At 71.3% G+C, this 26,646-nt stretch carries 22 protein-coding genes and 1 riboswitch; of the genes, 5 read left to right on the top strand and 17 right to left on the bottom strand.

Annotated elements, in window-relative coordinates; translation table 11 throughout:
* The 14 genes from A3Q37_RS07950 to A3Q37_RS07885 all read right to left on the bottom strand — a co-directional run bounded on the left by A3Q37_RS07950 (window position 1) and on the right by A3Q37_RS07885 (window position 13,398).
* Window positions 1-651 (bottom strand): DUF6084 family protein, encoded by a 651-nt coding sequence (locus tag A3Q37_RS07950; protein WP_065479787.1) that lies wholly within the window; start codon window positions 649-651, stop codon window positions 1-3.
* Window positions 648-1,289 carry a DUF5947 family protein gene (locus A3Q37_RS07945; protein WP_065479784.1) on the bottom strand — a complete coding sequence of 214 codons (642 nt, stop codon included), beginning with the start codon at window positions 1,287-1,289 and terminating at the stop codon, window positions 648-650. The genes A3Q37_RS07950 and A3Q37_RS07945 overlap by 4 nt, the downstream gene beginning before the upstream one ends.
* Window positions 1,286-2,260 (bottom strand): NifU family protein, encoded by a 975-nt coding sequence (locus A3Q37_RS07940; protein WP_065479781.1) that lies wholly within the window; start codon window positions 2,258-2,260, stop codon window positions 1,286-1,288. Before A3Q37_RS07940 ends, A3Q37_RS07945 begins: the two co-directional genes overlap by 4 nt.
* Window positions 2,261-2,300: 40 nt before the next feature.
* Window positions 2,301-4,091 (bottom strand): nickel-dependent hydrogenase large subunit, encoded by a 1,791-nt coding sequence (locus A3Q37_RS07935; protein ID WP_065479778.1) that lies wholly within the window; start codon window positions 4,089-4,091, stop codon window positions 2,301-2,303.
* Window positions 4,092-4,169: 78 nt separating this feature from the next.
* The gene (locus tag A3Q37_RS07930; RefSeq protein ID WP_065479775.1) at window positions 4,170-5,252 is read right to left on the bottom strand and encodes a hydrogenase expression protein HypE; all 1,083 of its coding nucleotides are present in this window, start codon (window positions 5,250-5,252) and stop codon (window positions 4,170-4,172) included.
* Between the two features lie 153 nt (window positions 5,253-5,405).
* Window positions 5,406-5,969, bottom strand: coding sequence for a DJ-1/PfpI/YhbO family deglycase/protease (locus A3Q37_RS07925; protein WP_065479771.1), 564 nt, complete (start codon window positions 5,967-5,969; stop codon window positions 5,406-5,408).
* 71 nt (window positions 5,970-6,040) lie between these two features.
* Window positions 6,041-7,132 carry a glutamate--cysteine ligase gene (locus A3Q37_RS07920; RefSeq protein WP_065479768.1) on the bottom strand — a complete coding sequence of 364 codons (1,092 nt, stop codon included), beginning with the start codon at window positions 7,130-7,132 and terminating at the stop codon, window positions 6,041-6,043.
* A gap of 260 nt (window positions 7,133-7,392) precedes the next feature.
* Window positions 7,393-7,596 carry a cold-shock protein gene (locus tag A3Q37_RS07915; RefSeq protein ID WP_003964323.1) on the bottom strand — a complete coding sequence of 68 codons (204 nt, stop codon included), beginning with the start codon at window positions 7,594-7,596 and terminating at the stop codon, window positions 7,393-7,395.
* Between the two features lie 247 nt (window positions 7,597-7,843).
* Entirely contained in the window at window positions 7,844-8,242 is a 399-nt protein-coding gene (locus A3Q37_RS07910; protein WP_065479764.1) for a DUF6221 family protein, read from the bottom strand.
* 95 nt (window positions 8,243-8,337) lie between these two features.
* Complete coding sequence (locus A3Q37_RS07905) at window positions 8,338-8,805, bottom strand: VOC family protein (protein WP_065479761.1); 468 nt, start codon at window positions 8,803-8,805, stop codon at window positions 8,338-8,340.
* Window positions 8,806-8,808: 3 nt separating this feature from the next.
* The gene (locus tag A3Q37_RS07900) at window positions 8,809-10,500 is read right to left on the bottom strand and encodes an MFS transporter (protein WP_065479758.1); all 1,692 of its coding nucleotides are present in this window, start codon (window positions 10,498-10,500) and stop codon (window positions 8,809-8,811) included.
* 291 nt (window positions 10,501-10,791) lie between these two features.
* Entirely contained in the window at window positions 10,792-11,808 is a 1,017-nt protein-coding gene (locus A3Q37_RS07895) for an NAD(P)/FAD-dependent oxidoreductase (protein ID WP_065479753.1), read from the bottom strand.
* Window positions 11,805-12,332 carry an isoprenylcysteine carboxyl methyltransferase family protein gene (locus A3Q37_RS07890; protein ID WP_065479746.1) on the bottom strand — a complete coding sequence of 176 codons (528 nt, stop codon included), beginning with the start codon at window positions 12,330-12,332 and terminating at the stop codon, window positions 11,805-11,807. The genes A3Q37_RS07895 and A3Q37_RS07890 overlap by 4 nt, the downstream gene beginning before the upstream one ends.
* A gap of 13 nt (window positions 12,333-12,345) precedes the next feature.
* On the bottom strand, window positions 12,346-13,398 hold the full coding sequence (locus A3Q37_RS07885) for a type III polyketide synthase (RefSeq protein ID WP_065479743.1): 1,053 nt from the start codon (window positions 13,396-13,398) through the stop codon (window positions 12,346-12,348).
* A 117-nt stretch (window positions 13,399-13,515) separates the two neighbouring features.
* Between A3Q37_RS07885 and A3Q37_RS07880 the strand changes: the two genes are divergently transcribed.
* The 4 genes from A3Q37_RS07880 to A3Q37_RS07865 all read left to right on the top strand — a co-directional run bounded on the left by A3Q37_RS07880 (window position 13,516) and on the right by A3Q37_RS07865 (window position 19,280).
* A complete protein-coding gene (locus A3Q37_RS07880; RefSeq protein ID WP_065479738.1) occupies window positions 13,516-14,487 on the top strand; it encodes a UbiA family prenyltransferase in 972 nt (323 codons plus the stop codon).
* A gap of 164 nt (window positions 14,488-14,651) precedes the next feature.
* Entirely contained in the window at window positions 14,652-17,603 is a 2,952-nt protein-coding gene (locus tag A3Q37_RS07875) for a CARDB domain-containing protein (RefSeq protein ID WP_065479733.1), read from the top strand.
* 121 nt (window positions 17,604-17,724) lie between these two features.
* Window positions 17,725-18,804 carry a dihydrodipicolinate reductase gene (locus A3Q37_RS07870; protein ID WP_065479731.1) on the top strand — a complete coding sequence of 360 codons (1,080 nt, stop codon included), beginning with the start codon at window positions 17,725-17,727 and terminating at the stop codon, window positions 18,802-18,804.
* The gene (locus A3Q37_RS07865) at window positions 18,801-19,280 is read left to right on the top strand and encodes a carboxymuconolactone decarboxylase family protein (protein ID WP_065479730.1); all 480 of its coding nucleotides are present in this window, start codon (window positions 18,801-18,803) and stop codon (window positions 19,278-19,280) included. Before A3Q37_RS07870 ends, A3Q37_RS07865 begins: the two co-directional genes overlap by 4 nt.
* A gap of 74 nt (window positions 19,281-19,354) precedes the next feature.
* Here A3Q37_RS07865 and A3Q37_RS07860 read toward each other — a convergent pair whose 3' ends face one another.
* Together A3Q37_RS07860 and A3Q37_RS07855 are read right to left on the bottom strand one after the other, a co-directional pair.
* Window positions 19,355-20,998: a GMC oxidoreductase gene (locus tag A3Q37_RS07860; protein ID WP_176711372.1), complete on the bottom strand. Its 1,644-nt coding sequence runs from the start codon at window positions 20,996-20,998 to the stop codon at window positions 19,355-19,357.
* A 163-nt stretch (window positions 20,999-21,161) separates the two neighbouring features.
* A complete protein-coding gene (locus tag A3Q37_RS07855) occupies window positions 21,162-21,974 on the bottom strand; it encodes a transglycosylase SLT domain-containing protein (RefSeq protein ID WP_065479720.1) in 813 nt (270 codons plus the stop codon).
* A 5-nt stretch (window positions 21,975-21,979) separates the two neighbouring features.
* Window positions 21,980-22,167, bottom strand: a riboswitch (cyclic di-AMP (ydaO/yuaA leader).
* 452 nt (window positions 22,168-22,619) lie between these two features.
* Between A3Q37_RS07855 and A3Q37_RS07850 the strand changes: the two genes are divergently transcribed.
* Entirely contained in the window at window positions 22,620-23,981 is a 1,362-nt protein-coding gene (locus A3Q37_RS07850; RefSeq protein WP_065479716.1) for an FAD-dependent oxidoreductase, read from the top strand.
* Between the two features lie 67 nt (window positions 23,982-24,048).
* Here A3Q37_RS07850 and A3Q37_RS07845 read toward each other — a convergent pair whose 3' ends face one another.
* Window positions 24,049-26,589, bottom strand: coding sequence for a SpoIIE family protein phosphatase (locus A3Q37_RS07845; protein WP_065479711.1), 2,541 nt, complete (start codon window positions 26,587-26,589; stop codon window positions 24,049-24,051).
* Window positions 26,590-26,646 lie beyond the last annotated feature (57 nt).

Genomic DNA, 26,646 nt, shown 5'->3' with positions numbered 1-26,646 from the left:
TCACTCGGCCCCCTTCGGCTCGGCGGCTCCGGCTGCGGCCAGCAGGTCTTCGAAGACGCGCTCCCAGGAGGGCAGGGCGTGCGCGGACCGGTAGCGGCGCAGATCCTCCAGGCAGTCCTTGCGCAGGCGCAGCCAGCCCGTGTTGGGGAAGTAGGCCTCGATCAGCTCCTGCCAGACGGCCACCGGCATCAGGCAGGACGCCTCCTTGTGCCAGGGGATCGGCTCGGCGCGGAAGCGGTCGTGGCCGGTGAAGACCGTGCCGGAGAAGAGCATCAGCAGCGGCACCTCGCCGCGTGCCAGGGCCCGGAAGTAGGAGGCGGAGGCCACTTCGGTGTCGTACGTGCAGGGCACCGGGAGGTCGACGTGGGTGGTGCCGCTGAAGGCGGGCACGGTGATGGAGGCGTGGGCGAACTGGAGCGGTTTGAGGGTGCTGCTCCAGCGGGTGGGTTCGCCGAACAGGTCGCCGAGCATGTCGACCTCGTCCGGGTCGTAGGTGCGCTTGGCGGGTTCGATGCGGATCTGGCAGCGCAGGGCGACGGCGTGGACGGGCTGGTGGTCGCGTTCCTCGATGCGCAGGCCGAACAGGAGCGTGGGGCTCGCGCCGAAGGGCTCGGGCCGGACACCGGTGCAGCGGAAGTCGAGGTCGGTCACGGGGCGCCCCCGTCCTCGGCCGGCAGGGGCCGTGCGCGGCTCTCGACCCGTCCGAAGAACTCGGCCAAGGCCGCGCGGGCCTCGGCTCCGCCGTCGAAGCCCTTCCAGTGGAGCCGCATCCGGCCGACGAGTTCGTAGCAGACGTCGATGGGGACGAGGGTGCAGGTGGCGGGCTCCCCGCGCTCGGCGTGCAGGAGCAGCGCCTCCACATCGTCTTCGAGCAGCCCGGCGAGCCGGGTGCCGCCGATGACGGCGTCCCAGGTCGCGGGGTCGAGTTCGCTCTCGGTGGCTCCGGCGGGGCTCGGGTAGAAGGCGGCGAGCCGGTCGAGGGCGGAGTTGCGGAAGAAGAAGGCGAGCCCGACGGGGATCTGGAGCCGGTTCCAGCGGTCGCCGTCGAGGGCGAAGCCGGGGTCGGTGAGGTAGCGGTCGGGGACGGCCCGGAAGCGGCCCTGGCCCGCGCCGGGCCGGGTGAAGAGCAGATGGCAGGGCGGGCAGGAGCATTTGAGGGAGCGGCGGGTGGTGTCGACGAGATGCCGGTGCTCGTCCGGCAGCGGCTCCCCGCACAGTTCGCACCGCTCCCCCGGCGGTGGCGGCCGCCGGGTGAACTGGGCCAGGACACCGGCCGGGTTGGTGCTCACGGCCCGGCTCCCAGCAGTTCGGGCAGCGCGACCCGCACCGCCCCGTCCTCCTCCAGGAGCGGCAGCGGTTCCAGGTGGGTGTGGTCGCCGCGCCCCGCGTGCCGTACGTCGAACCGGGCGGCGCACGCGGCGCAGCTGAGGAATTCGCCGTCGAGAGGGGCGGTGCGCAGGTCGGCCCCGCAGCCGGGGCAGCGGTCGCGGTAGGCGTACAGGTTGCCGGGGAGGCGGACGAGCAGGAGGGCGTTGCCGTCGATGTCGGCGACGCGGGTGGTGCGGTCGTGGGCGGGCAGGGCGGGGGCGGCGAGGGTGTGCCAGCGGGGTGGTTCGGCGGAGGCGTCGGCCGGCGGGGGTCCGGGGGCCCGGGCCGGTGCGTCGGCCGCCGGAGACGCGGACCCGTTCCCGGACCCGGGCGGCGGGCCCGGGATGTCGTCGGGCGGGCGGGGCTGGATCTGGAGCAGCGGCTGCTCGGCCGGAGCTGCCTCGGCGACGCCTTCGACCTCGATGTGCGCGATCTCGGGGGCGAGGCGGGCGACGGCTTCCTCGATGGTCCAGCGCACGGTCTGGGTGGAGGACGGGCAGCCGTCGCAGCTGCCGCGCAACCGCAGGCGCAGGGTGGGCCCTTCGGCGGCGTCCGGGTCGAGTCCGGCGACCTCGACGTCCCCGGCGTGGGAGCCGAGGTAGGGGCGGACCTTGTCGAGGGCCTGGCCGACCCGGGTCATGGTGTCGTCGGGGTGCAGGTCGTGCAGGATCAGCAGGTCGCCGACGAGTTCGTCGGCGGTGAGCACGGCGAGCGGGTCGGAGCCGGCCGGGGCGGCGCGCAGCAGCCGTACGGTGCGGGCCAGGCCCTCGCCGTAGAACTCGACGACACTGCGCACGAGTTCGTCGGCGGTCTCGCGGGCGCGTGGTCCCGCCTCGCGTCCCAGTCGGTCCAGCAGTTCACCGATGTGTGCGCCGGGGTCGGCTCCCGCCATGGTGGGCCCCTTTCCGAAGTACGCGCCCGGTGCGGTGGGTTCAGCCGCCCGCCAGTCCGCTCAGCCCGGTCGGCATATGGGTCTCCTCGACGGTCCGGCCGCCGCCGACGTACATGTGGACGCCGCACGGCAGACACGGGTCGAAGCTGCGGACGGCCCGCATGATGTCGATGCCCTTGAAGTTCTCGGGCGGGTTCTCCTCGAAGATGGGCGTGTTCTGGACAGCGTCCTCGTACGGTCCGGGGGTGCCGTAGATGTCACGGACGCTGCCGTTCCACGGGGTCGGCGGGTAGGGGTGGTAGTTGGCGATCTTCCCGTCCCGGATGACCATGTGGTGGGAGAGGACGCCGCGTACGGCCTCGGTGAAGCCGCAGCCGATCGACTCGTCGGGGACGTCGAACTGCTCCCAGGTCTGGGTGCGTCCGTCCCGTACCTCCTCCATCGCCTGCTCGGCGAAGTGGAGGGCGGCGGCGGCCGCGTACGCCTGGAAGTAGGTGCGGGCCCGGTTGCGTTCGAGGGCGTTGGACCACTTCGGGATCTTCCACTCCAGCGCCATCTCCGGCTTGGTCATGGTGCGCGGGAGGTTGATCTGCACGCTGTGGCCGGTGGCCTTGATGAAGCCGATGTCGACGAGTCCGGACAGGGCCGTGGACCAGAGCCGGGCGATGGGCCCGCCGCCGGTGTCCAGGGCGAGGTGGTCGGTGCCGTCGAACCAGCGCGGCGACATGACCCAGCTGTACTTGTCGTCGAAGTCCCGCTTCTGCGGGGCCGGGACGGTGTGCTGGTTCCAGGGGTGGCGTTCGTCGATCTCGTTGCCGAGGGGGTCGCGCTCGACGAACTTGCCCATGCCCGCCCAGTCCTCGTAGTACGAGCTGCCGAGCAGGATGCGCAGGCCCAGGTTGATGTCGAGGAGGCTGTTGGTGACGAGCTTGCCGTCGACCACGACACCGGGGGTCACGAACATCTTGCGGCCCCAGTCCTCCATGTTGGCGTACGTGAAGTCGCAGAACTCCGGGTCGTTGAGCGCGCCCCAGCAGCCGAGCAGGACGCGTCGCCGGCCGACCTCCTCGTAGCCGGGCAGCGCCTCGTAGAAGAAGTCGAAGAGGTCGTCGTGGAGCGGGACGACCCGCTTCATGAACTCCACGTAGCGGGTGAGGCGGGTGAGGTAGTCGGTGAAGAGCTGGATCGTGGCGACCGTGCCGACACCGCCCGGGTAGAGCGTGGACGGGTGTACGTGACGGCCCTCCATCAGGCAGAACATCTCGCGGGTGTAGCGGCTGACCTGGAGGGCTTCACGGTAGAACTCGCCCTCCAGCGGGTTCAGCGAGCGCATGATGTCGGCGATGGTGCGGTAGCCGTGGTCGGCGGCGTGCGGGGCCTCCGTGCGTTCGGCGAGTTCGAGGACGCCGGGGTTGGTCTCGCGGACCATCCGCTCGCAGTAGTCCACGCCGACCAGGTTCTCCTGGAAGATGTTGTGGTCGAACATGTACTCGGCGGCCTCGCCGAGGTTGATGATCCACTCGCCGAGGTGCGGGGGCGCGACCCCGTACGCCATGTTCTGCGCGTAGACGGAACAGGTCGCGTGGTTGTCACCGCAGATACCGCAGATGCGGCTGGTGATGAAGTGGGCGTCGCGCGGGTCCTTGCCCTTCATGAAGACGCTGTAGCCACGGAAGATCGACGAGGTGCTGTAGCACTCCGCGACCCGCTTCGCGGCGAAGTCGATCTTGGTGTGGATGCCGAGGCTGCCGACGATGCGCGTGATCGGGTCCCACGACATCTCCATGAGGCCGTCAGCGTCGACGACGGGTTTGCCGGTCGCAGTCGCCATGGTCCCGCGCCGCCTTCCTGGTAGGTCGTGCTGCTCGCCCTGGCCCTGACCGCCCTCCGGGGTGTCCGGGGGCGCGGGTCACCAGGGCGGCCGGTAGCCGGTCTTGATGGTCTCGGTCTTGGTCCGCCACTTCGGTTCCTTGTCGGCCGTCTTCTCGGTGAAGTGGCGCAGCCGCCGGATGACGGAGCCGTAGACACCGCTCGCCGCCGCCGAGACATGGCCGCCGGGCGGTTCGTCCATGAACGGCATGAACTTGTCCGGGAAGCCGGGCATGGTGCAGCCGATACAGATGCCGCCGACGTTCGGGCAGCCGCCGACACCGTTGATCCAGCCGCGCTTGGGCACGTTGCACTTGACGACCGGGCCCCAGCAGCCCAGCTTGACCAGGCACTGCGGGGAGCCGTACGCGTCGGCGAACTGGCCCTGCTCGTAGTAGCCGGCCCGGTCGCAGCCCTCGTGGACGGTGGCGCCGAACAGCCAGGTGGGCCGCAGCTCCTCGTCCAGCGGAATCATGGGCGCGGCGCCGGCGGCCTGGTAGAGCAGGTACAGCAGGGTCTCGGAGGCGTTGTCGGGATGGACGGGGCAGCCGGGGATGCAGACGATCGGGATGCCCGCCTTGGACTTCCACTCCCAGCCCAGGTAGTCCGGTACGCCCATCGCCCCGGTGGGGTTGCCCGCCATGGCGTGGATGCCGCCGTACGTCGCACAGGTGCCGATCGCGACGACGGCGAGGGCCTTGGGAGTGAGGCGGTCGAGCCATTCGCTGGTGGTGATGGGCTGGCCGGTCTCGGGGTCGTCGCCGAAGCCGCACCAGTAGCCCTCGGGCTTGATGCGCTCGTTCGGGATGGAACCCTCGACCACCAGGACGAAGGGTTCCAGCTCGCCCCGGTCGGCCTTGAAGAACCACTCCACGAAGTTGTCGGCGCCCTCGACGGGCCCGCACTCGTAGTCGATGAGCGGCCAGTGGACGGCCACCTTGGGCAGACCCGGCAGCGCGCCGAGCGCCAGTTCCTCGATGCTCGGCTGGGTGGCGGCGGTGAGGGAGACCGAGTCCCCGTCACAGCTCAGCCCCGCGTTGATCCACAGAATGTGAACGGTCGGGTCTTCCGGAGGGGCTTCGGTCACGTCCGCGTCGGCCGTGGTGGCGGTCGGGGGGTTCATGGGCCCTCCTCGGGTCGGCCCGCTTCAGGATCTCTGGCCAGCAGCCTGTTTCCTGGATACCCCGCGCACGTCCCGGCCGGTAAGTGCGGCCTGGCCCTATTGCCCGGGCGCACCTGTCGCGGGGCCCCTACAGGACGCCCCGTGGCGGCCGCCTCAGCTCTCGGCGAGCACCGCGTCGATCTCGCCGAGAAAGTCGTCCAGGTCTCCGGGGTTCCGGGAGGTGATCAGCGGCCAGCCCTCGGCGTCGTCGCGGACCACCGGCTTGTCGACCCAGGTGCCGCCCGCGTTGGTGATGTCGGTCCGCAGGGAGGCGTACGAGGTCAGCGTCTTGCCCTGGACGTAGCCGCCCTCGACCAGCGCCCACGGGCCGTGGCAGATGGCGGCCACCGGCCGGCCGGAAGCGGCGAACGAGCTGACGATCCGGGTGGTGGCGTCCTCCAGGCGCAGCGAGTCGGCGTTCAGCGTGCCGCCCGGGACGAGGAGGAGGTCGTACGCGGCGGGGTCGACGTCGTCCAGGGTGAGATCGGGCCGCACGGTCTCGCCGGGATCGCGGTCGCCGACGAGGGTGCGGATCGTGTCGGCGGAGACCGCCGCCACGCTGACCTGCGCCCCGTGGTCGCGCAGGTGCTTCACGGGGACGACGAGTTCGTCCTGCTCGACGCCGTAGTTGGTGACGACGGCCAGGATCCGGCGGTCGTCGAGAGCGGTGGTGGACATGGACTGCTCCGTTCCTGTGATGCCGGGTGTGTTCGTCTGTTCGAACGTTCGCGGCGGGGGGCGGCGGGGGCTCATCCGGCCGTGATGCGTACGCATTCGGCCACGGTGTCGCGCAGGCTGCCGGTCCGCGCGAGGGTCTCGCGCTGGATCCGTGCCCCGTTCCCGCGCCGGACCACGGTGGTCAGGGCCGTCTCCACCGCTTTGAGGTCGCCGCTGTCCTCCAGCGCGTCCCGCACGTGGTCCAGCAGGGCCGTGAGGACATCGGGCGCGGGCTCCGGCCGCCAGGTCCGGGGGTGGACAAGACGGCCCTCCAGGCCCGAGCGGCCCGCCTGCCAGCAGGCGACCCGGAGCAGGGACGTACCGGCCCCGGACGGCGGCTCACCGGCGCGCCACTCCCTCGCGGCCGTGTCCACCAGTCCTCGTACCAGGGTGGCGAGCAGCACGGTGTCGGCCGGGTCCAGACAGACGTCCGCGACCCTGACCTCGACCGTGGGGTAGCGGTGCGAGAGGCGCGCGTCGAAGTAGACCATCCCCTCGTCCCGGAGCACTCCGGTGGCGACGAGGGACCGCACACCCGCGTGGTACGCCTCGGCGGAGCCGTGGACGTCCACCGGGCCGGCCGAGGGCCATCGGCCCCACACCTGGCTGCGGTAGCTGCTGTACCGGCTGTCCTGCCCCTGCCAGAACGGCGAATTGGCGCTCAGGGCGAGCAGGACGGGCAGCCAGCAGCGCACCCGGTCGAGCACGGCGACGCCCTCCTCGTCCGAGTCCACCGAGACATGGACGTGGCAGCCGCAGGTCAGCTGTTCCTGGGCGGTGAGACCGAAGCGCTCCGCCATCCACCGGTACCGCTCTCCTGTGCCGATCTTCGGGCTGACCGGGAGCGGGGAGGTCGCCAGGGCCACGACGGACGCCCCGGCGTCGGCGGCGTGCTGGACCGCCTGGGCCCGCCACCGCCGGACCGACCCGGCGAGTTCGCCCATGTCCGCGCAGGGGTGCGTGGAGAACTCCAGCTGCTGACGGTGCAGCTCCGGCTCGAAGGGCGACTCCCCCGCCGTGTCCTTCTCGGCGATCGCCAGCACCGCCGAGGACAGCGCCCGGGCCTCTCCGCTGCCCTCGTCGACCAGCAGCAGTTCTTCCTCGACTCCCACCGTGCGGACCACGGGGCCTCCCCTTCGACGCTCGACAGCGGTCGGGGCGACGTGCGCCCGAGCCGGATCGACGCCACGGGTACCCGCGCCCGGGCGGGCCACACGCCCCGGGCGACGCCTCCGCGGCCCGGGACTCCCAATATGGCCGTACGCGAGGGGCCTCGCATCTTCTGCCGGACTCTCCCGGGCCCGGGGTGCGGGCGGGACGCCCCGAACGCCCTGGAGCCCCGGAGCGCGGTGCGCTCCGGGGCTCCAGGGTCGGTCAACCCGGATCAGGCGGTGGTGATGTTCTCCGCCTGCGGGCCCTTCTGGCCCTGGGTGATGTCGAAGGTCACCGCCTGGCCTTCCTGGAGCTCACGGAAGCCGGTGGAGTTGATGTTGGAGTAGTGCGCGAAGACGTCGGGGCCGCCGCCGTCCTGCGCGATGAAGCCGAAGCCCTTTTCCGAGTTGAACCACTTGACGGTTCCGCTGGCCATGCCTGTACCTCTCAGCAGTAAACGGATCCGCACCGCGCGGACCCGGAGGTGATCGCCCTGGTTCTCAGGCACTGCACAGCAAAACGCCCGCGCCAGGCGCGGGCAGGTACTGCGAACCACGACATCTGTCGGCGACGCTACACGGCGGGATCACTCCTCACCAGAGAGCAACGCCATTTTGGCGTGGATCATCCTCTTGGTCACCGGCTCGTACGACAGTGGCCGCCACCCGTTCGGGCGATTTCGGCTACTGGATGAACCGGGGCAGCCAACGTGCCTGGTAGTCCGGGTGGCCCGCGTACTCGGCGGCGAGCTGCCGCACGGCGAAGCCCAGACCCACCGCGCGGCCGGAGCGGAAGTCCTCGGCCGGGCGGTCGGTGTCCAGGTCGGCCACCTCGACGTACTCGCCGAGCATCACGCGGTTCGTCTCGATGCGCTCCAGGACCCGCGCGGGGTTCTGGAGGGCGATGTGCTGGTCGAAGCCCCGGCCGCGCACCGTGAACGCCACGCCTCCCGTGCGGTCGTGGACCTCGCCCGGCACGTCGGCCGGGCACCGCCATCGGTCCCCGCCGGCGGCCAGTGCGACGTTTTCCTCGTCGGCGAGCCGCGCCCGGACGAAGGCCACCATCTCTGCGTTGCCGCCCATGTGGATGCCGCTCCCTTGCGCTGATGGATCTCTGCACTCGATACGGGGAGCATTCTGGTGGACCGGACGCGGCGCGATCCACCTCCACATCCGGTTCACCCCACCGTGTCCCCCGCGTTCGATCCGTTCCCGGCGGCGGCCTGGTCGGCGAGGAGCTTGTGCAGGGGTTCGGTCTCCCGGCGGCGGTACTCCTGCACCGCCCACCCGTTGCCGTCCGGGTCGGTGAAGTACATGAAGGTCGCCCCGTCGTCGGGGGCGTATCGCTGCGGCTCGGAGACCTCGACGCCCCGGCCGACGAGTTCGGCGTGCGCGGCGGCGATGTCGGTGACACAGAGCTGGAGCCCGTGGTACGTGCCCGGCCGCGGGGTTCCCGTCGGGTTGGGCAGGCCGTCGGTGAGGGCGATCGAACAGCCGGATCCCGGCGGCGTCAGCTGGACCACACGGGCGCCCGGCATCACCTCGGCGTCGATGTCGACGTGGAAGCCGAGCTTGTCCCGGTAGAAGTCCCGGGCCCGGTCGACGTCGGTCACGGGAAGCACGATCACTTCGAGGGTCCAGTCCATGGGTCAGTGCCCTTTCGCGGGTCGGTCGGTGTCCGGGTCGGAAGGTGGCCCTTCCGGGTCGGGCGGTGGTGCCTCCGGGTCGGGCCGGGTGGCGTCTGCGCCGGGCGCCGGCTCGTCCGTCCCGCCGGTGCCCGTCCCCTCCGCCTCCGCCTCCGAGACCAGCGGCGTCGCGCCGCCCTGGAGGCGGGCCAGGTCGGCGGGCCGGACCTGGATGACGAACAGGGCGACCAGGGCGGCGAGCACGGCGAAGCAGGCAGCGACGACGAAGGCACTGGAGACACCCGAGGTGAGCACCTGGTCGCCCCAGGGCGCCGGCAGCACCTCGGTCCTCTGGAACTCCAGTTTCTGGGCGGGCGTGGCCTCCTCGAGGAACTTCGGCACCTGGTCGGTCGCCTCGTGGCGGCTGGCCGTGCCGAACGTCGTCACCAGGATCGACAGCCCCAGCGAGCCGCCCACCTGCTGGGTGGCATTGAGGATGCCGGAGGCGGCGCCCGCCTCCTTCGGGGCGACGCCCGAGACGGCCATCAGCGTCAGCGACACGAACTGCATGCCCATACCGAAGCCGAACACGAGCATCGGGCCGAGGATCGAGCCGAGGTAGGAGCTGTGGACGTCGGTCAGCGTCAGCCAGCCGAGGCCGACGGCCGCCAGGAGCGCGCCCACCACCATGAAGGGTTTGGGTCCCCAGCGGGGCAGCAGTTGGGAGGCCAGGCCGGCGCTGACCGCGATGACGGCGCTGACCGGCAGGAAGGCGAGACCGGCCCGCAGCGGGCTGAAGTCGAGGACGTTCTGCACGAACAGGGTCAGGAAGAAGAACATGCCGAACATCGCCGCGGCGAGGCTGAGCATCATCGCGTACGACCCGGCGCGGTTGCGGTCACGGAACATCCACAGCGGGGTGATGGGCTGCTTCGAACCGCGTTCGATCAGGATGAAGACCGTCAGGAGCACCACAGCGACCGCGAACGAACCGAGGGTGAGCGCGTCGGTCCAGCCGTCCTCGGAGGCCCGGATGAAGCCGTAGACGAGCAGCACCATGCCGACCGTCGAGGTGAGCGCGCCGAGGAGGTCGAAGTGGCCCGGGCGGCGTTCGGACTCGGGAATGAAGCGCGGGGTCGCGATGGCGATCAGCAGGCCGATCGGCACGTTGACGAACAGGACCCAGCGCCAGTCCAGCCACTCCACCAGCAGGCCGCCGGCGAGCAGACCGATCGCGCTGCCGCCCGCCGAGACGGCCGCGAAGACCCCGAACGCGCGGTTGCGCTCGGGGCCTTCGCGGAAGGTGGTGGTGATCAGCGACAGGGCGGTCGGCGAGGCGATCGCGCCGCCGACGCCCTGGAGGGAGCGGGCGGCCAGCAACTGCCAGCCCTCCTGGGACAGTCCGCCGAGCAGGGAGGCGAAGACGAAGAGGAGCACGCCGAAGATGAAGACTCTGCGGCGGCCGAGGATGTCGCCGAGGCGTCCGCCGAGCAGCAGCAGTCCGCCGAAGGTCAACGTGTACGCGTTGACGACCCAGGAGAGGTTCTCGGTGGAGAACCCCAGGTCCTTCTGCATGTGCGGCAGCGCGATGTTGACGATGGTGACGTCGAGCACCACCATCAGCTGGCACGAGGCGATGACCAGCAGCGCCAGTCCGCTCCGGTGCCTGTCGTGTGCCGTGGCCGTGGGTGTGGGTGTCGCGCGGGAGCCCGTCATGGTGGGGTCCGTCTCTCGTGCCGAGGGCAGTGCCCCGCGTGAGCGCGGGCGTTCACCCGATCGACGTTAAGCCGGAACCGGGGACCCTGCCATTCGAGCGGGCGGCCCGCCGCACTAGGGGGTGTCTTGTCGATCAGGCCGGATCAGGGAGCGGGGTCTGGTGCCGTGCATCGCAAGGCGGAGGAGGGAGTCATGGCGGAGCCATGGCGAGTGACGACAACGCGGCGAGGTGCGGTGCCAGGGCACGCGAGCCCGGCATGATCGGCAAGACACCCCCTAGCCGCCGCGGCTTCACTGGAGCGCGCGGACGGCGGTGCGGAAGAGGGCGGGCGCTCGGTGGGCCGCGGCGACGATCAGGCGGCCCGAGGACGGGTGGCCCGCCGCGCTCAGCAGGGCCGCGGTGAGCAGGCGGTAGCGCCGGGTGGCCCGCGCCCAGTGGCGGGGGTAGTCCTCGGGCCGCCCGGCGCTCAGGCAGTCGACCGCGGCCGTCGCGGTGGCGACCGCGAGGGCGATGCCCTCCCCGGTGAGGGCGTCCACGTACCCGGCGGCGTCGCCGACGAGCAGGACGCGCCCGGCCCGCCGTCCCAGCGCCCGCTGACGCAGCGGACCGGCTCCGCGTACGGGTGTGGCGCCCGGGGCGTCCGCGAGCCGGGCCGCGAGGGCGGGGAAGGCGGCCAGGTGCTGGTCGTAGGGGCGGCGGTCGCGGCTCAGGACGGCCACGCCCACCAGGCGCTCGCCGACCGGGGTCACGTACGCCTCGCCGTGCCGGGACCAGTACACCTCGACGTGGTCCGTCCAGGGGGCGATCGGGTAGTGGCGGCGCAGCCCGTAGCGTCCGGGGCCGGGGACCGGGCGGTCGAGGCCCAGAGCGCGGCGCAGCGGCGAGTGGAGCCCGTCGGCGGCGATGAGCCAGCGTGCGGTGAGTCCGGCGGCGGTGACGGTGTGCCGGTCCTGCCGGATCTCCCCCACCTTCGCGGGGACGAAGCGGACGCCGAGGGCGGTGGCGCGGTCGTGCAGGGCGGTGTGGAGTTCGGTGCGGCGGACGCCCGCGCCCGGGCCGCCCCGGAAGGCGGCTTCCGCGCTGCGCCGGCCGTCGGTGTAGCGGATGCCGCGCAGTTCGTGGCCTTTCACCCGGACGCCGAGGTCGCGCAGGGCCGCGACGCCGCCGGGCATGATGCCCTCGCCGCACGCCTTGTCGACGGGGGCGGTGCGCGGCTCGGCCACCACCGCTTCCAGGCCCGCGGAGGCGGCCCGGATCGCGGCGGCGAGGCCGGCCGGTCCGCCGCCCGCGACCAGGACGTCGATCACGCGCGTGCGTCCGCCGCCGGGAGGCGGGCCAGCGCCCCGTCCTCGCAGCGGATCCGTACGACCATGAGCGCGGCGTTGAGGACGGTGAACACGAGGGCGGTCACCCACGCCCCGTGGACCAGGGGCAGGGCGAGGCCTTCGGCGGCGACGGCGACGTAGTTGGGGTGGCTCAGCCACCGGTAGGGGCCGCCGGTGACCCGGGGCAGGCCGGGGACGACGATGACGCGGGTGTTCCAGCGGGGTCCGAGCGCCCGGATGCACCACCAGCGCAGCGCCTGCGCGGCCACGACGACGGCGACCATCACCCAGCCGAGGACCGGCGGGAAGGGGCGTTCGGCGAACCCGGCCTCGGCCAGGCAGCCGATCAGGAGCGCGGTGTGCAGCGCGACCATCGCCGGATAGTGTCCCCGGCCCGATTCGACGCCGCCCCGGGCGAGGCTCCAGCGGGTGTTGCGGCGGGCCACCACGAGTTCGGCGAGTCGCTCGGCGGCGACGGCGAGCACGAGGGCGGTGTACCAGATCATGGGCTGTTCCTTCCTACCAGCGCAGCAGCACCAGTTCGCAGCAGAACCCCGGGCCCATGGCGACCAGCAGCCCGGGGGTGCCCGGCTCCGGCCGGCGCTGTTCGATGGTGTCCCGCAGGACGTGCAGGACCGAGGACGAGGACAGGTTGCCGATGTCGGCCAGCGAGCGCCAGGTGACGTCGAGCGCCCCGTCGCGCAGATCGAGGACCTCGGTCACCGCCTCGAGGACCTTGGGGCCGCCCGGGTGGCAGACCCAGTGGGCGATGTCCTTCGGTTTGAGACCGTGTTCGCCGAGGAACTCCCGTACGTCGTCGGCGAGATACTGGCGTACGACATCGGGCACGCCGGGATCGAGGACGACGCGGAATCCGGTGGAGCCGATGTCCCAGCCCATCACGTGCTCGGTGTCCGGGTACATCCGGCTGCGGGTCGCCACGATCTCGGGCCCGGCGACGGCCCGGCGGCCGCCGAGGGCGACGACGGCGGCCGCTCCGTCGCCGAACAGCGCGGTCGCCACGAGATTGGCGGGCGACATGTCGTGGCGCTGGAAGGTGAGGGAGCAGAGTTCGACGGACAGCAGCACGGCCACGTCGTCGGGGTGGCCGAGGAGGTAATCGTGAAGCCGGGCCGTTCCGGCGGCTCCGGCGACGCAGCCGAGGCCGAAGATTGGCAGCCGTTTGACGTCGGACCGCATCCCGAGGCGGGTCACGAGCCGGGCGTCGACCGAAGGGGCGGCGATGCCGGTGACGGAGGTGAACATCAGCAGATCGACGTCGGTGGGCCGGAGTCCCGCCGTCCGCAGCGCGCCGCGTACGGCCTGGGCGCCGAGGTCGACGGCGGACCGGATGAACACGTCGTTGGAGGGGCCGAAGCCGTCGAGGTCGCGGTAGCCGTCCAGCGGCAGCACGGTGTGCCGGCTGTAGACCCGGGCGTTCTCGTGGAGCCGGTCGAGGACCCGGCGGTCGGCGCCGGGCGGCAGGCAGGTCCGGGCCACCATGTCGGTGACCTCGCGCTGAGTGTGACGGTGCGACGGCAGAGCCCCGTGCACCGCGGCGATGCGGGTCATCCTGTCTCCTGCTTCGGTGGCGTCATGCCCCCATCCTGCCCACATGGTCGACTGAAACGCCGTAAAAGACCCGCCTGGTCGCCGCATTGACGGGGCGACAGACCCTACGATCGCCCGATGGACGCCACGGAGAGGGTGAGCCCGACGGATTCCGGTCCGGCGGGCGCGAAGCCGGGCGGTACGGGCCGGGACGGTGCGGGGCCGGCTCTCCCGGGCCCGGTCGACGCGGGTCCGGTCGACGCGGGTCCGGTCCGTGCCGCGCGGCGGGGTGGGCGGGTCGTGGGGCTCGCGCTCGCGTGTCACCCCGGCCCCGCGCTCGCGGTGACGGCGCTCGCCTGCGCCCTCGCCCTGGGCTCCGGCCTCGGCGGCCCCCGCTCCGCGCTGGTCACGGCGGCGGTACTGGCCGGCCAGCTCTCGGTGGGCTGGTGCAACGACGCGTACGACGCGCGGCGTGACGCCCGGGCCAGCCGCCGGGGCAAGCCCGCAGCCGACGGCACGGTGACGCCGGGCACGGTGTGGGCGGCGGCGGGCAGCGCGCTCGCCCTGTGCGTACCGCTCTCGCTGGCCTGCGGGCCTCTCGCCGGTACGGTGCACCTCGCCGCGGTCGCGGCCGCCTGGCTCTACAACCTGCGGCTCAAGGCGACCGCCCTCTCCTGGCTGCCGTACGTGGCCGGATTCGGCGCCCTGCCCGCCGCCGTCGCCCTCTCCCTGCCCGGCGGGCCGGCGCCCCGGTGGTGGACGGTGGCGGCCGGGGCCCTGCTCGGGTTCGCGGCGCATCTGGCCGACACGCTCCCGGACATCGCGGCGGACCGGGCGGCCGGGATCCGGGGTCTTCCCCACCGGCTGGGCGACAAGGGGACCCGGCTGCTGCTGCCGCTGCCGCTCCTCGGCGCGACGGCGGTGCTGGCGCTCGGGCCGCCCGGACCGGTGGACGCCGGGGGTGCGGCGGCGCTCGTCCTGGCCGGAGCGGTGTCGCTCGCGGGCCCGGCGCTCGGCAGGCGGTGGCGCAAGGCGGCACTGGCCGGAGCGGTGGCCGTGGCGGCGGTGGATCTGGTCCTGCTGCTGGTCCGGGGTGTCGCGGCGGGCTGAACAGGCCCGCAACAGAGCTCGCCTGACGGGTCGTCATGTTACGCGCTCGGATGACATGACCATGTGAAGACCGTTGACAAATCAGAAACAGCGCAGAAATCTGTGAACCTCTGGCCGCAAAAGATTGACTTGTGGGCTCAAATATTGTGGAAGCAGAGGACATCATGAGATGGAAGCGACTCACCGGACGGACGGTCGCCGGGCTGCTGACAGCCGGACTGATCTCCGCCGGGCTCCTGCCCGTCACCGCGAGCGCGGCTGAGGCGACCGACCTCGCACGGGGCAAAACCGTCACCGCCAGCGGATCGCACGGCGGATACCCGGCCGCGAACGCCAACGACGGCAAGATCGACAGCTACTGGGAGTCCGACGGCCACCCCGCCGATCTGACGGTGAAGCTCGGGGCGGACGCGGACCTCGAGTCCGTGGTCGTCAAGCTGAACCCGGACCCGGCCTGGGCGACGCGGACGCAGGACATCCAGGTGCTCGGCCGGACGCAGGACGGCACCGCGTTCACCTCGCTGCGGGCCCGCGCCGGCCATGTGTTCAACCCCGGCTCCAACCAGAACACCGTGACCATCCCGGTGGACGGCCGGTTCGCCGACGTCCAGCTGAAGTTCTTCTCCAACACCGAGGCGCCCGGCGCCCAGGTCGCCGAGATCCAGGTGTTCGGGACGGCCGCGCCCAACCCGGACCTGACCGTCAGCGCGCTGTCCTGGAGCCCGTCGGCGCCGTCCGAGACGGACGACATCACCGTCGAGGGCACCGTCCGCAACATCGGATCGGCAGCCTCCCCCGCGACCGTCGTCAATGTGAGCCTGGGCGGCGTGGTCGTGGGCAGCGCCCCGGTCGGCCCGCTCGCGGCGGGGGCATCGGCCCCGTTCTCGGTCGAGGCCGGCAAGCGGCCGCAGGGGTCGTACCCCGTCTCGGCGCTGGTCGACCCGACCGACGCGGTCGTCGAGTCGGACGACACCAACAACAGCCGCACCACCGCCTCCCCACTGGTGGTCGGCCAGAGCCCCGGCCCCGACCTGGAGGTCCGCTCCATCTCCTCCGACCCGGCCAGCCCGGCCGTCGGCGCGACGGTCACCTTCACCGTGGCGGTGCACAACCGCGGCACCAGCGCGGTGAGCGCGGGCACGGTCACCCGGCTGACCGTCGGCTCCACCACGCTCAACGGCACCACCCCGGCCATCGCCGCGGGCGCCACCGCGAACGTCACCCTCGGCGGCAGCTGGACGGCGGCGAGCGGCGGCGCGACCCTGACCGCCACCGCCGACGCCACCGACCTGGTCGCGGAGACCAACGAGACCAACAACACCTTCGCCCGGTCCATCGTGGTCGGACGCGGCGCGGCCGTCCCGTACACCGAACTGGAGGCGGAGAAGGCCGACTACGAGGGCACGTTGCTCCGGTCCGACGCGGAACGCACCTTCGGGCACACCAACTTCGCCACCGAGTCCTCCGGACGCGAGTCGGTCCGGCTCGACTCCACCGGTGAGTACGTGGAGTTCACCTCGACCGCCCCGGCGAACTCGATCGTCGTCCGCAACTCCATCCCCGACGCCCCGGGCGGTGGCGGCCGCGAGGCGACCATCAGCCTGTACGCCGACGGCGAGTTCGTCCGCAAGCTCGACCTCTCCTCGAAGCACAGCTGGCTGTACGGGAACACCGACAGCCCCGAAGGGCTCACCAACACGCCGGGCGGCGACGCGCGGCGGCTGTTCGACGAGTCCCACGCCCTGCTCACCGAGACCTACCCGGCGGGGACCAAGTTCCGTCTCCAGCGGGACGCGAGCGACGACGCCGCCTTCTACATCATCGACCTGATCGACCTGGAGCAGGTGGCGGCGCCCGCCTCCCAGCCGTCCGGCTGTGTCTCCATCACGACGTACGGCGCGGTGGCGAACGACGGGCTCGACGACACGGACGCCATCCAGCGCGCGGTGACGGCGAACCAGAACGGCGAGATCGACTGCGTCTGGATCCCGGCGGGCCAATGGCGCCAGGAGCAGAAGATCCTCACCGACGACCCGCTCGACCGGGGCCAGTGGAACCAGGTCGGCATCCGGGACGTGACGATCCGGGGCGCGGGCATGTGGCACTCCCAGCTCTACACGCTGACCCCGCCGCACGAGGCGGGCGGCATCAACCACCCGCACGAGGGCAACTTCGGTTTCGACATCGACGAGAACACGCAAATCTCCGACATCGCCATCTTCGGCTCGGGCACCATCCGCGGCGGTGACGGCAACCACGAGGGCGGCGTCGCGCTCAACGGCCGGTTCGGCAAGAACACGAAGATCAGCAACGTCTGGATCGAGCACGCCAACGTGGGCGTCTGGGCCGGCCGCGACTTCGACAACATCCCGGAGCTGTGGAACCCGGGCGACGGCGTCGAGTTCACCGGGATGCGGATCCGCAACACGTACGCGGACGGCATCAACTTCGCCAACGGCACCCGGAATTCCACGGTCTACAACTCGTCGTTCCGCAACACCGGCGACGACGCGCTCGCCGTCTGGTCCAGCAAGTACGTCAAGGACCAGTCCGTCGACATCGGCCACGACAACAGCTTCCGCAACAACACCATCCAGCTCCCCTGGCGCGCCAACGGCATCGCGATCTACGGCGGTTACGGCAACAAGATCGAGAACAACCTGATCTCCGACACCATGAACTACCCGGCCATCATGCTGGCGACCGACCACGACCCGCTGCCCTTCTCCGGGCAGACGCTGATCGCCAACAACGGCCTGTACCGCACCGGCGGAGCCTTCTGGAACGAGGACCAGGAGTTCGGTGCGATCACCCTCTTCCCGCAGAACCTGCCGATCCCCGGAGTCACGATCCGCGACACGGACATCATCGACTCCACCTATGACGGCATCCAGTTCAAGACGGGCGGCGGCCTGATGCCGGACGTCACGATCCAGAACGTGCGGATCGACAAGTCCAACAACGGCTCCGGCATCCTCGCGATGGGCGGCGCGCGCGGCAACGCGACGCTCACCGACGTGACGATCACGGACTCGCGCGACGGCCATGTGCTGATCGAGCCGGGTTCGCAGTTCACGATCTCCGGCACCCCGAACGGGGCCGGTGCCAAGCACTGAACCCGCTGAACGGTTCCCGGGCCTGCGGATCTCCGCCGGCCCGGGAACACCCTTTTCCCCCGGGGGATTTGGTGGTGTCACGGCTCTGGGAAGTGCAAGGTCCCGGGGCTACCCTCCGCGCATGATTCCCACGGTTGTCTGGGGTACCGGCAACGTCGGCCGCGCGGCGATCCGCGCCGTCGAGGCCCATCCGGCACTGACACTCGCCGCCGTCCTCGTGCACGATCCCGCCAAGGCCGGCCGTGACGCGGGCGAACTCGGCGGTCTCGGGCGCACGCTCGGGGTCGCGGCCACCGACGACATCGCCGCCGTTCTCGCCGCCCGTCCCCGGGCGGTGGTCTACGCGGCGTCCGGCGACATCCGTCCCGATGACGCCCTGGCCGACGTCGGCCGGGCGATCCGGGCCGGTGCGGTGGTCGTCACGCCCTCCCTGTATCCGCTCTACGACCAGCGCAACGCCCCGCCCGAGCTGCGGGACCCGGTCCTGGCCGCCGTCGCCGAGGGCGGCGGCTCCCTCTTCGTCTCCGGCGTCGACCCCGGCTGGGGCAACGACGTCCTGCCGCTGCTGGTCAGCGGCCTCGGCACCGAGGTGGACGTCATCCGCTGCCAGGAGATCTTCGACTACTCCACGTACGAGCAGGAGGATTCGGTACGCCATCTGATCGGGATGGGGCACCCGCTGGACTACCAGCCGCTGATGCTGGCGGAGGGCGTTCCGACGATGGTGTGGGGCGGTCAGATACGGCTGATGGCGCGGGCGCTGGGCGTCGAACTCGACGAGATCCGCGAGACGCTGGACCGGCGGGCACTGGAGACGGCGGTGACCACGCGCACGATGGGCGAATTCGCGGCGGGCACCCGGGGCGCCGTGCGTTTCGAGGTGCAGGGCGTCGTGGGCGGCGAACCCCGGATCGTCATCGAGCACATCACCCGGATCCACGCCTCGTGCGCACCGGACTGGCCGTCCCCGCCCGACGGGGTGGGCGCGCACCGGGTGGTGATCGAGGGGCGGCCCCGTATCGAGGTGACGGTCGAGGCCTCGGACGAGGGCGAGAACCGGTCGGCGGGCGGGAACGCCACCGCGGTCGGGCGGCTCGTCTCGGCGATCGACTGGCTGGTGGACGCGAAACCGGGGCTGTACGACGCACTCGACGTTCCGCTGCGGCCTGCGGTCGGCAGGCTGGGAAGGAGACCGGCATGATCATCGATGTTCCGGAGGGTCAGGAGCCCATCGGTTACGTGTGGGGGGAGATGGTCCCCGGTATCGGCATGGCCGCCGCCACGTTCTCGATGTCCGTCTACGAGCACACGACGCTGGGGCTGCGGGAGTTCGAGGCGGCCCGGCTGCGGGTGGCGCAGATCAACGGGTGCCTGTTCTGCCTGGACTGGCGGACCGAGCGGGACGGGGCGAAGGTCGAGGAGGAGTTCGCCGAAGCGGTGACCCATTGGCGTACGACCGACGCCTTCGACGAGCGGACCCGGCTCGCAGCGGAGTACGCCGAGCGGTACACACTCGACCACCACGGTCTGGACGACGCGTTCTGGCAGCGGATGACCGCGCACTACAGCCAGGCGGAGATCGTGGAGCTGACGATGAGCATCGGGTCGTGGCTGGCGTTCGGGCGGCTCAACCATGTGCTGGGGATCGACGCGGTGTGCGTTCTGCCCGGTCACTGACGGAGTCCGGGGCCGCCGGGTTGGCACTCCCGGCCCCGGGCTCTCCGTGGGCTTCCCCGCTGTGTGCGGGTCGCCTACAGGTCGGTCGCGATGATCCGTTCGATGTTGCGCTCGGCGAGCGCGGTGATGGTGACGAACGGGTTGACGCTGGTGTTGCCGGGGATCAGCGCCCCGTCGATGACGTACAGGCCGGAGTAGCCGTGCAGCCGGCCGTAGTTGTCGGTGGCCTTGTCCAGGACCGCGCCGCCCAGCGGGTGGTAGGTGAGGTGGTCGCCCCAGATCTTGTACACCCCGAACAGGTCCGTGCGATAGATCGTGCCCTCCTTCTGGTTGATCTTGTCGAAGATGGTCTTCGCGGCGTCGATGGACGGCTGCTTCCACGCCGTCTGCCAGTCCAGTTCCGCCTTGCCCGCCGCCGCGTTCCAGGTGAACCGGGCGCGGTGGGGGTTCTTGGTGATGGAGAGGTAGAACGACGCCCAGGTCTCGATGCCGGTGGGCAGCGGGGCGATCTCGGCGAACGCTCCCCCGGCGTCCCAGTTGTCGATGCCGCCGGTGGGGATGGACGACTGCACCTTTCCGGTCGGGTCCCAGAGGTGGTTGGCCCGGCCGCACATGACGTTGCCGTTGTCGCCCCAGCCCCGGCCGATCTCGTCGTTGAGGAGGGGCAGCGCGCCGGTGGCCTTGAGGCCGACGAGCAGTTTGCTGGTGCCGACGCTGCCCGCGGCGAAGAACACCTTGTCGGCGGTGACGGTCTTGGTGACGGTGGTCCGGCCGCCGGTGTCGAGCTGGTCGATGAGCACGGTGTAGCCGCCGCCCGGCGCCGGGGTGACCGTGGTGACCTTGTGCAGCGGGGAGATGGTGACCCGGCCGGTGGCTCTGATCCGTTCGATGTAGGTCTTCTGGAGCGACTTCTTGCCATGGTTGTTGCCGTAGAGGATCTCTCCGTCCAGGGCTGACTTCGGGACGGTCCCGGCCGCCTCCTGCTTCATGTAGTCCCAGTCGTAGACGGCGGGCACGAAGAGGAACGGGAAGCCGGAGCGCTGGGCGTGTTTTCGGCCGACCCTGGCGTACTGGTAGCAGTCGACGCTGTCGAACCAGGCGGGGTCGATGGTGGTGACGCCGAGCCCGCTGTTGGCGCGCGGGTAATAGGTGTCGTACATCTCCGCGGCGTTCACCGTCGGGAGGATCGCGCCGAAGTTCTCGCGGCGCGGGGTGACGGCCATACCGCCGTTGACCAGGGATCCGCCGCCGACGCCCCGGCCCTGATAGACCGTGATGCCGCCGAACTCCTCGGCGTCGAGGATGCCGGTGTAGCGGTTGACGTCCTTGTCGAGGGGGAAGCCGAGGAAGTTGCTCAGCGGCTGCTTGGTCCGGGTGCGCAGCCAGAAGGAGCGGTCGTCCGGCCTGGTGGTGTTGGCGAAGATCTTGCCGTCCGCGCCGGGGGTGTCCCAGGCCATGCCCATCTCGACCATGTGGACGTCCGTGCCGGCCTCGGCGAGGCGGAGGGCGGCCACGGAGCCGCCGTATCCGGTGCCGATGACGAGCACCGGCACATGGGCCCCGGAGCCGATCGGCGCCGCTGCCGCGCGGACACCCGCCCAGGCCAGCGGGGCGTGCCCGGCGATCGCCGCGGCCCCGAGAAGAGAACCTGTTCCTGTGATGAATCTTCGTCGCGAAACGCCCTTGGTCCCGCTGTCCTGCATGGTAGGGTCGCTCATGTGACCTCCCTCACTCTCGGCAGAGTGCAACAGGTTCTACTGCCGTTCGCGTGGTAAGTCACGAGAAACTTGGGGGTAACTTCCCGACGGTTCCCCGGGTACGACGAAGGAGCCCCGGACCATTGCGGTCCGGGGCTCCTCGTGCTGTTCGGTCGCGCGGGGATCAGTAGGCGCCGAAGACGTTGTCGATCGAGCCGTAGCGGTCCGCGGCGTAGTTGCACGCGGCCGTGATGTTGGCGACCGGGTCGTAGCTGTCGGTCGAGGTGCCGGGCACGTGGTAGGCCTGGAAGGTCGGGTCGATGACCTGGAGCAGGCCCTTGGACGGGATGCCCTTGGCCGCGTTGGAGTCCCAGTTGTTGATGGCGTTCGGGTTGCCGGAGGACTCGCGCATGATGTTGCGGTGAATGCCCTCGTAGGTGCCGGGGATACCCCGCTCGGCCATGATCGCCAGCGATTCCCTGATCCAGCCGTCGAGGTCGTTCGTGTAGGTGACGGCCTTTGCCACGGGGGCGGCGTTGATGCGCTCCGAACGGTCGGCGCGGTCCGCCGAGGCACCGCGCGCGGCGGACGGGGAAGCCTTGGCCGCCTTGTCGTCCGACGCGGCTGCGGACTTGGCGCCGATGACCAGCTTGATACCGGGGTGAATGAGGTCGGGATTCGCTCCGACGATCTTCCGGTTGCCTTCGTACAGCTTCTTCCAGCCGCCGCTGACGGAATGCTCGCGGGCGATCTTGGAAAGGGTTTCGCCGGCCACCACGGAATGCTTGGCGGGGGCGGCCTTCGCGGCGGAATTCGCCTGCGGGGCCACTGCGGCGGGCGCCACGGCCTGCGGGGCCGCGGCGGGCGCGGGGGCGGCGAAGGCGCTGGTGGCACCGATCACCGGGAGGGCGAGAACGGCTCCACCGGTGGTCACGGCGGCGATGCCGCGGCCGAGCGAGGTGGACTTGGGACGGCGGTGCTTACCCTGTGCGGGCATGGGGGATTTCCTCTCCGGCGCCTGCGAGGTGAGCTGTCGGGTTCAGACGGGAGATGTCTGGCCGCACGGTCGTGCGACTTCACCCCAAGCCGTTCCGGTTACGGATCGGCGACTTACCTGGGTCCCCCGCTCCTGCCGTACGTGAGTGGGTTTCGGATTCCCGGACGGCGGCAGGATTCGGCGTTCCATCCGGATTGACGGTGACCGTAGGCGAGAAACATCGGAAGGAACAAGCCCCGCATTCCGGATTCCCTTTTCCGTACATGATCGAATTCCAGAATTCCCGGATCGGGCCGCGCCGTCATGGCGTCAACTTTCTTCGCACAGAAGGGAACCGATACGTCCGCTTCGACGTCCGCCCTCTCGGACGTGACGCTCACCACTCCTTCGCGACGGTGGCGAAATCGAGACCAAGCAAATGCCCCAGCAACCCCAATAAGCCCTTTATGAACCAGTGGGCCCATAGGGGTCAAATCGACCATATCGGAATAACAAAAAGGGCTAATCGGGCACTCTAGGCAGGGCCGGTCGAAGGGTCCGCGCGGCGATCGCTTACGGTGTGGGGTGGAGACTAGTAAGCCAACCCTTACCTCCGACGTACGCTGTACCTGCCCGCGTTCGCCCGCCCCGAAGGATCACCACGCCATGACACGCCCCGTCCGCGTCGCCATTGTCGGAGCCGGCCCCGCCGGTATCTACGCTGCGGACGCGCTGCTCAAATCCGAGGTCTGCCAGGACCCGGGGGTCTCCATCGACCTCTTCGAGCGCATGCCCGCGCCCTTCGGCCTCATCCGCTACGGCGTGGCCCCCGACCACCCGCGGATCAAGGGCATCGTGAAAGCCCTGCACCAGGTGCTGGACAAGCCCCAGATCCGGCTCTTCGGGAACGTCAGCTACCCGCACGACATCGGCCTCGACGACCTGCGGTCGTTCTACGACGCGGTGATCTTCTCCACCGGTGCCGAGGCCGACCGCGCGCTCGACATCCCCGGCATCGAGCTGGACGGCTCCTACGGCGCGGCCGAGTTCGTCTCCTGGTACGACGGGCACCCCGAGGTCCCGCGCACCTGGCCGCTCACCGCGGAGAAGGTCGCCGTGCTCGGCGTCGGGAACGTGGCCCTGGACGTGGCCCGGGTCCTGGCCAAGACGGCCGACGAGCTGCTGCCCACCGAGATCCCGGACAACGTCTACCAGGGCCTCAAGCAGAACAAGGCGCTGGAGGTGCATGTGTTCGGGCGGCGTGGCCCGGCGCAGGCCAAGTTCAGCCCGATGGAGCTGCGGGAGCTGGACCACTCCCCCAACATCGAGGTCATCGTCAACCCCGAGGACATCGAGTACGACGAGGGCTCCATCGCGACCCGCCGCGAGAACAAGCAGGCCAACATGGTCGCGCAGACCCTGGAGAACTGGGCGATCCGCGACGTCGGCGACCGCCCGCACAAGCTGTTCCTGCACTTCTTCGAGTCCCCCGTCGAGATCCTCGGCGAGGACGGCAAGGTCACCGCGCTGCGCACCGAGCGCACCGAGCTGGACGGCACCGGCAACGTCCGGGGCACCGGCCGGTTCACCGACTGGGACATGCAGAGCGTCTACCGTGCCGTCGGCTACTACTCCGAGGAGCTGCCCAAGCTCCCCTTCGACGTCACCTCCGGCACCGTCCCGCACGAGGCGGGCCGCGTCATCGCCGGGGACGAGCACATGACCTCGGTCTACGTCACCGGCTGGATCAAGCGCGGTCCGATCGGCCTGATCGGACACACCAAGGGCGACGCCAACGAGACGGTCGCCTGCGTCCTGGAGGACCGGGCCGCCGGCCGTCTGCCCGAGCCGGCCACGCCCGCTCCGGAGGCCGTCGAGGCGTTCCTGGCGGACCGGGGCGTGCGCTACACGACCTGGGAGGGCTGGCACAAGCTGGACGCCCACGAGCAGGCGCTCGGTGCGGCCCAGGGCCGTGAGCGGATCAAGGTCGTGGAGCGCGAGGGCATGCTGGACGCCTCCGGCGCCTGATCGCAGGACGTCCTCCGGAATCCTTCCGGACGTCTTCCAGCCGGTCCGGACGCCTTCCGGACGTCTTCTAGGAGGCCGGATCCGGGGTACCCGTCGTGGGCCCCGGGTCCGGCCTCCTGAACGTGCGCCACAGATCGGGTCCGGGCCCGTGCTCCTGTGCCGTCCGGGGCGGGCGGGCCCGGGGAGCCTCGGCCCAGCGGGCGGCGAGCAGGAGCGCGATGTCGTCGGGGCGGTCGGTGGCCGCTCGGGCCTCTCCGATGACCTGGTCGGCCGTCTCGGCCAGCGGGACCGCGCCGATGCGTTCGACGGTGGCCCGCAGCCGCTCGATCCCCTCGTCGATGTCCGTCCCCGGGCGCTCGATCAGCCCGTCCGTGAACAGGGCCAGCATCGCCCCCGGTTCGAGCCGCATCTCCGTGACCGGGTAGGCCGCGTCCCCGTCGATCCCGAGCACGATGCCGCCGGGCAGGTCCAGCACCTCCGTCCGGCCGTCGGGCCGCCGCAGCACGGGCTGCGGATGCCCCGCCCGTACGGCACGGGCCACGCCGGTCGCCGGGTCGAGGGCGATGTAGCAGCAGCTCGCGAACTGGCCCGGATCGAGGTCGATGAGCAGCCGGTTCGTGCCGCTCATCACCTCCTGCGGATCGTGCTTGCTCAGCGCGAACGCCCGCACCGCACTGCGCAGTTGCCCCATGGTCGCGGCGGCGGCGACCCCGTGGCCCTGCACATCGCCGATGATCAGCGCGAGTTCGTGGCCGGTCTCGATGACGTCGTACCAGTCGCCGCCCACGTCCATGCCCTGGGTGCCGGAGAGATAGCGCCCCAGCGTGTCCACCCCGTCCACCTCGGGCAGCCGGTGCGGCAGCAGGGCGTCCTGGAGGCCGCGGGCGAGGGCCGACTCGCTGTCGTAACGCTGGGCGCGCTGCAAGGCCTGCGCGATCAGCCCGGCCAGGGCGGTGAGGACCGTACGCTCCTCCGGGCTGAAGCCGCGCGGCCGGTCGAAGCCGAGGATGCAGGAGCCGACGGGCCGTCCCGACGCGATCAGCGGCAGGAACGCCCGCGCGCCCACGTCCGTGTCGATCGGGATGCCCGGATAGGCCTCGGCCAGGCGCTGCATGGACTCGAAGAAGATCGGGCGGCCCGTGGTGAGGGTCTCCACGCCGGGGATGCTGACGTCGAGCCCGACCCCGTCGAACCGGTCGAGGAAGCCCTTGGGGAACCCCGTCTCCCAGGCCAGATGGAGATGGCGCTCGTTCAGCAGGTAGATCGCGAGCTGACGGCCGCCGAACGCGGGCAGCAGCTCGTCCGTGACCACCGAGGAGACCTGGCGGGCCGTGACCGCCTCGGTCAGCGCGATGGCCAGGGCGACCGGCCGGTACAGCGCGGAGGAACGGTCGGCGGTCGAGCCGATGCCGAGACCCGGCGCGGTGACGGAGCCGGGGGCGTAGGCCGGCTGGTCGGTCGCCTGGAGGACGACGCTCACCCCGTCGTGCCCCGGGTACAGGGACACCGAAAGCCAGCTTGCGGGCGGGCGCCGGGCGAGGAAGTGGACGGGCTCGTCGGCGATGAGGGCAGCCCGGTAGTGGTCCTCGTAGGCCTCGTGCCCGAACCACGGCAGGGCCTGCCAGACCGGATGGCCCACCAGCTCCGTACGGGAGTGGCCGAGCAGTTCCTCGGCGAGGCCGTTGGCGTACGTGATCCGGCCCAGCCGGTCCAGGGAGAGGATTCCCCGGGGCAGCCGGTCGGCGGCCTCCGGTACGACGGGTCCCGCGCCGAGGTCGACCAGGAAGCCGGTCAGATGGCTGGCGGACACATCGCCGTCCGGGTGCGTCCAGCGGCCGGACAGCTCCAGCAGATGGGACCGGCCGTCGGGGCCGCGCAGCCGCATCCGGCGGACGACCGGTTCGGCGGACTCCACCGTCTGCCGGGCCAGCGCCCACAGCCCGTACACGTCCTCGGGGACCAGCCGTTCGGCGAGCGCGTCGACGGTGCCCGGGAAGGCGGCGGGCTCGGAGCCGAGGATCGCGCAGAGTTCGTCGTCGGCGGAGACTCTCCCGGAGTGCAGGTCCCAGTCGAAGCGGCCGACCCGCACCGGGGGCGTGGTGGCGGCGGGCAGCTGCACGGGGACCGGCTCGGTCTCCCACACGCAGTCGACACCCCGCCGCTCCAGATCGGTGAGCGCTGCGCCGAGCCGGTGGCCCAGGCGGTGGAGCCGTTCGCCGTCGGCGGTGGCGACGGGCCGCCCCGGGGTGGAGGACCGCAGGACCGCCAGGACGCCCATGCTTCCCCGGGGTCCGGTGATCGGCACCCACAGCGAACCGAACGGGAACGGCAGCCCGGCCATCAGCTGCGGAAAGCGGCGCATCGCCTCCTCCGCGTCGGAGAGCAGCACGGGCCGCCCCGAGCGGTAGGCCTCGGAGACCGGGAAGGGGCGGTTCACATGCATCCGCCACCAGGGCCGGAACAGCACGCCCGGCAGTCCGGCGAGCACCGCGAGCCGCAGAAGTCCCGGCGTCCCGCTGCGCAGGTAGACGCCGCCCGCGTAGCCGTCGCTCGACTCGACGGCGCTGACGAGGGCCTGGGCGAGAACGAGGGACAGTTCGTCGGGCACGCGGCCGACATCGGCCGCCCCGGCGGCGGTTCCGCTTCCGGCGGGCGGGGAAGACCG

The organism is Streptomyces sp. PTY087I2, from assembly GCF_001687325.1.
Lineage (GTDB): Bacteria > Actinomycetota > Actinomycetes > Streptomycetales > Streptomycetaceae > Streptomyces.
This window is presented reverse-complemented; position numbering and strand designations above follow the sequence as displayed.

What these genes read in the sequence shown, in the direction of transcription:
- A3Q37_RS07890 (WP_065479746.1), bottom strand. Translation starts at nt 12,332, where the DNA reads ATGATCTGGTACACCGCCCTCGTGCTCGCCGTCGCCGCCGAGCGACTC.
- A3Q37_RS07925 (WP_065479771.1), bottom strand. Translation starts at nt 5,969, where the DNA reads ATGTCCACCACCGCTCTCGACGACCGCCGGATCCTGGCCGTCGTCACC.
- A3Q37_RS07870 (WP_065479731.1), top strand. Translation starts at nt 17,725, where the DNA reads ATGATTCCCACGGTTGTCTGGGGTACCGGCAACGTCGGCCGCGCGGCG.
- A3Q37_RS07940 (WP_065479781.1), bottom strand. Translation starts at nt 2,260, where the DNA reads ATGGCGGGAGCCGACCCCGGCGCACACATCGGTGAACTGCTGGACCGA.
- A3Q37_RS07905 (WP_065479761.1), bottom strand. Translation starts at nt 8,805, where the DNA reads ATGGACTGGACCCTCGAAGTGATCGTGCTTCCCGTGACCGACGTCGAC.
- A3Q37_RS07935 (WP_065479778.1), bottom strand. Translation starts at nt 4,091, where the DNA reads ATGGCGACTGCGACCGGCAAACCCGTCGTCGACGCTGACGGCCTCATG.
- A3Q37_RS07915 (WP_003964323.1), bottom strand. Translation starts at nt 7,596, where the DNA reads ATGGCCAGCGGAACCGTCAAGTGGTTCAACTCGGAAAAGGGCTTCGGC.
- A3Q37_RS07855 (WP_065479720.1), bottom strand. Translation starts at nt 21,974, where the DNA reads ATGCCCGCACAGGGTAAGCACCGCCGTCCCAAGTCCACCTCGCTCGGC.
- A3Q37_RS07875 (WP_065479733.1), top strand. Translation starts at nt 14,652, where the DNA reads ATGAGATGGAAGCGACTCACCGGACGGACGGTCGCCGGGCTGCTGACA.
- A3Q37_RS07865 (WP_065479730.1), top strand. Translation starts at nt 18,801, where the DNA reads ATGATCATCGATGTTCCGGAGGGTCAGGAGCCCATCGGTTACGTGTGG.
- A3Q37_RS07880 (WP_065479738.1), top strand. Translation starts at nt 13,516, where the DNA reads ATGGACGCCACGGAGAGGGTGAGCCCGACGGATTCCGGTCCGGCGGGC.
- A3Q37_RS07910 (WP_065479764.1), bottom strand. Translation starts at nt 8,242, where the DNA reads ATGGGCGGCAACGCAGAGATGGTGGCCTTCGTCCGGGCGCGGCTCGCC.
- A3Q37_RS07930 (WP_065479775.1), bottom strand. Translation starts at nt 5,252, where the DNA reads ATGAACCCCCCGACCGCCACCACGGCCGACGCGGACGTGACCGAAGCC.
- A3Q37_RS07850 (WP_065479716.1), top strand. Translation starts at nt 22,620, where the DNA reads ATGACACGCCCCGTCCGCGTCGCCATTGTCGGAGCCGGCCCCGCCGGT.
- A3Q37_RS07860 (WP_176711372.1), bottom strand. Translation starts at nt 20,998, where the DNA reads ATGAGCGACCCTACCATGCAGGACAGCGGGACCAAGGGCGTTTCGCGA.
- A3Q37_RS07900 (WP_065479758.1), bottom strand. Translation starts at nt 10,500, where the DNA reads ATGACGGGCTCCCGCGCGACACCCACACCCACGGCCACGGCACACGAC.
- A3Q37_RS07885 (WP_065479743.1), bottom strand. Translation starts at nt 13,398, where the DNA reads ATGACCCGCATCGCCGCGGTGCACGGGGCTCTGCCGTCGCACCGTCAC.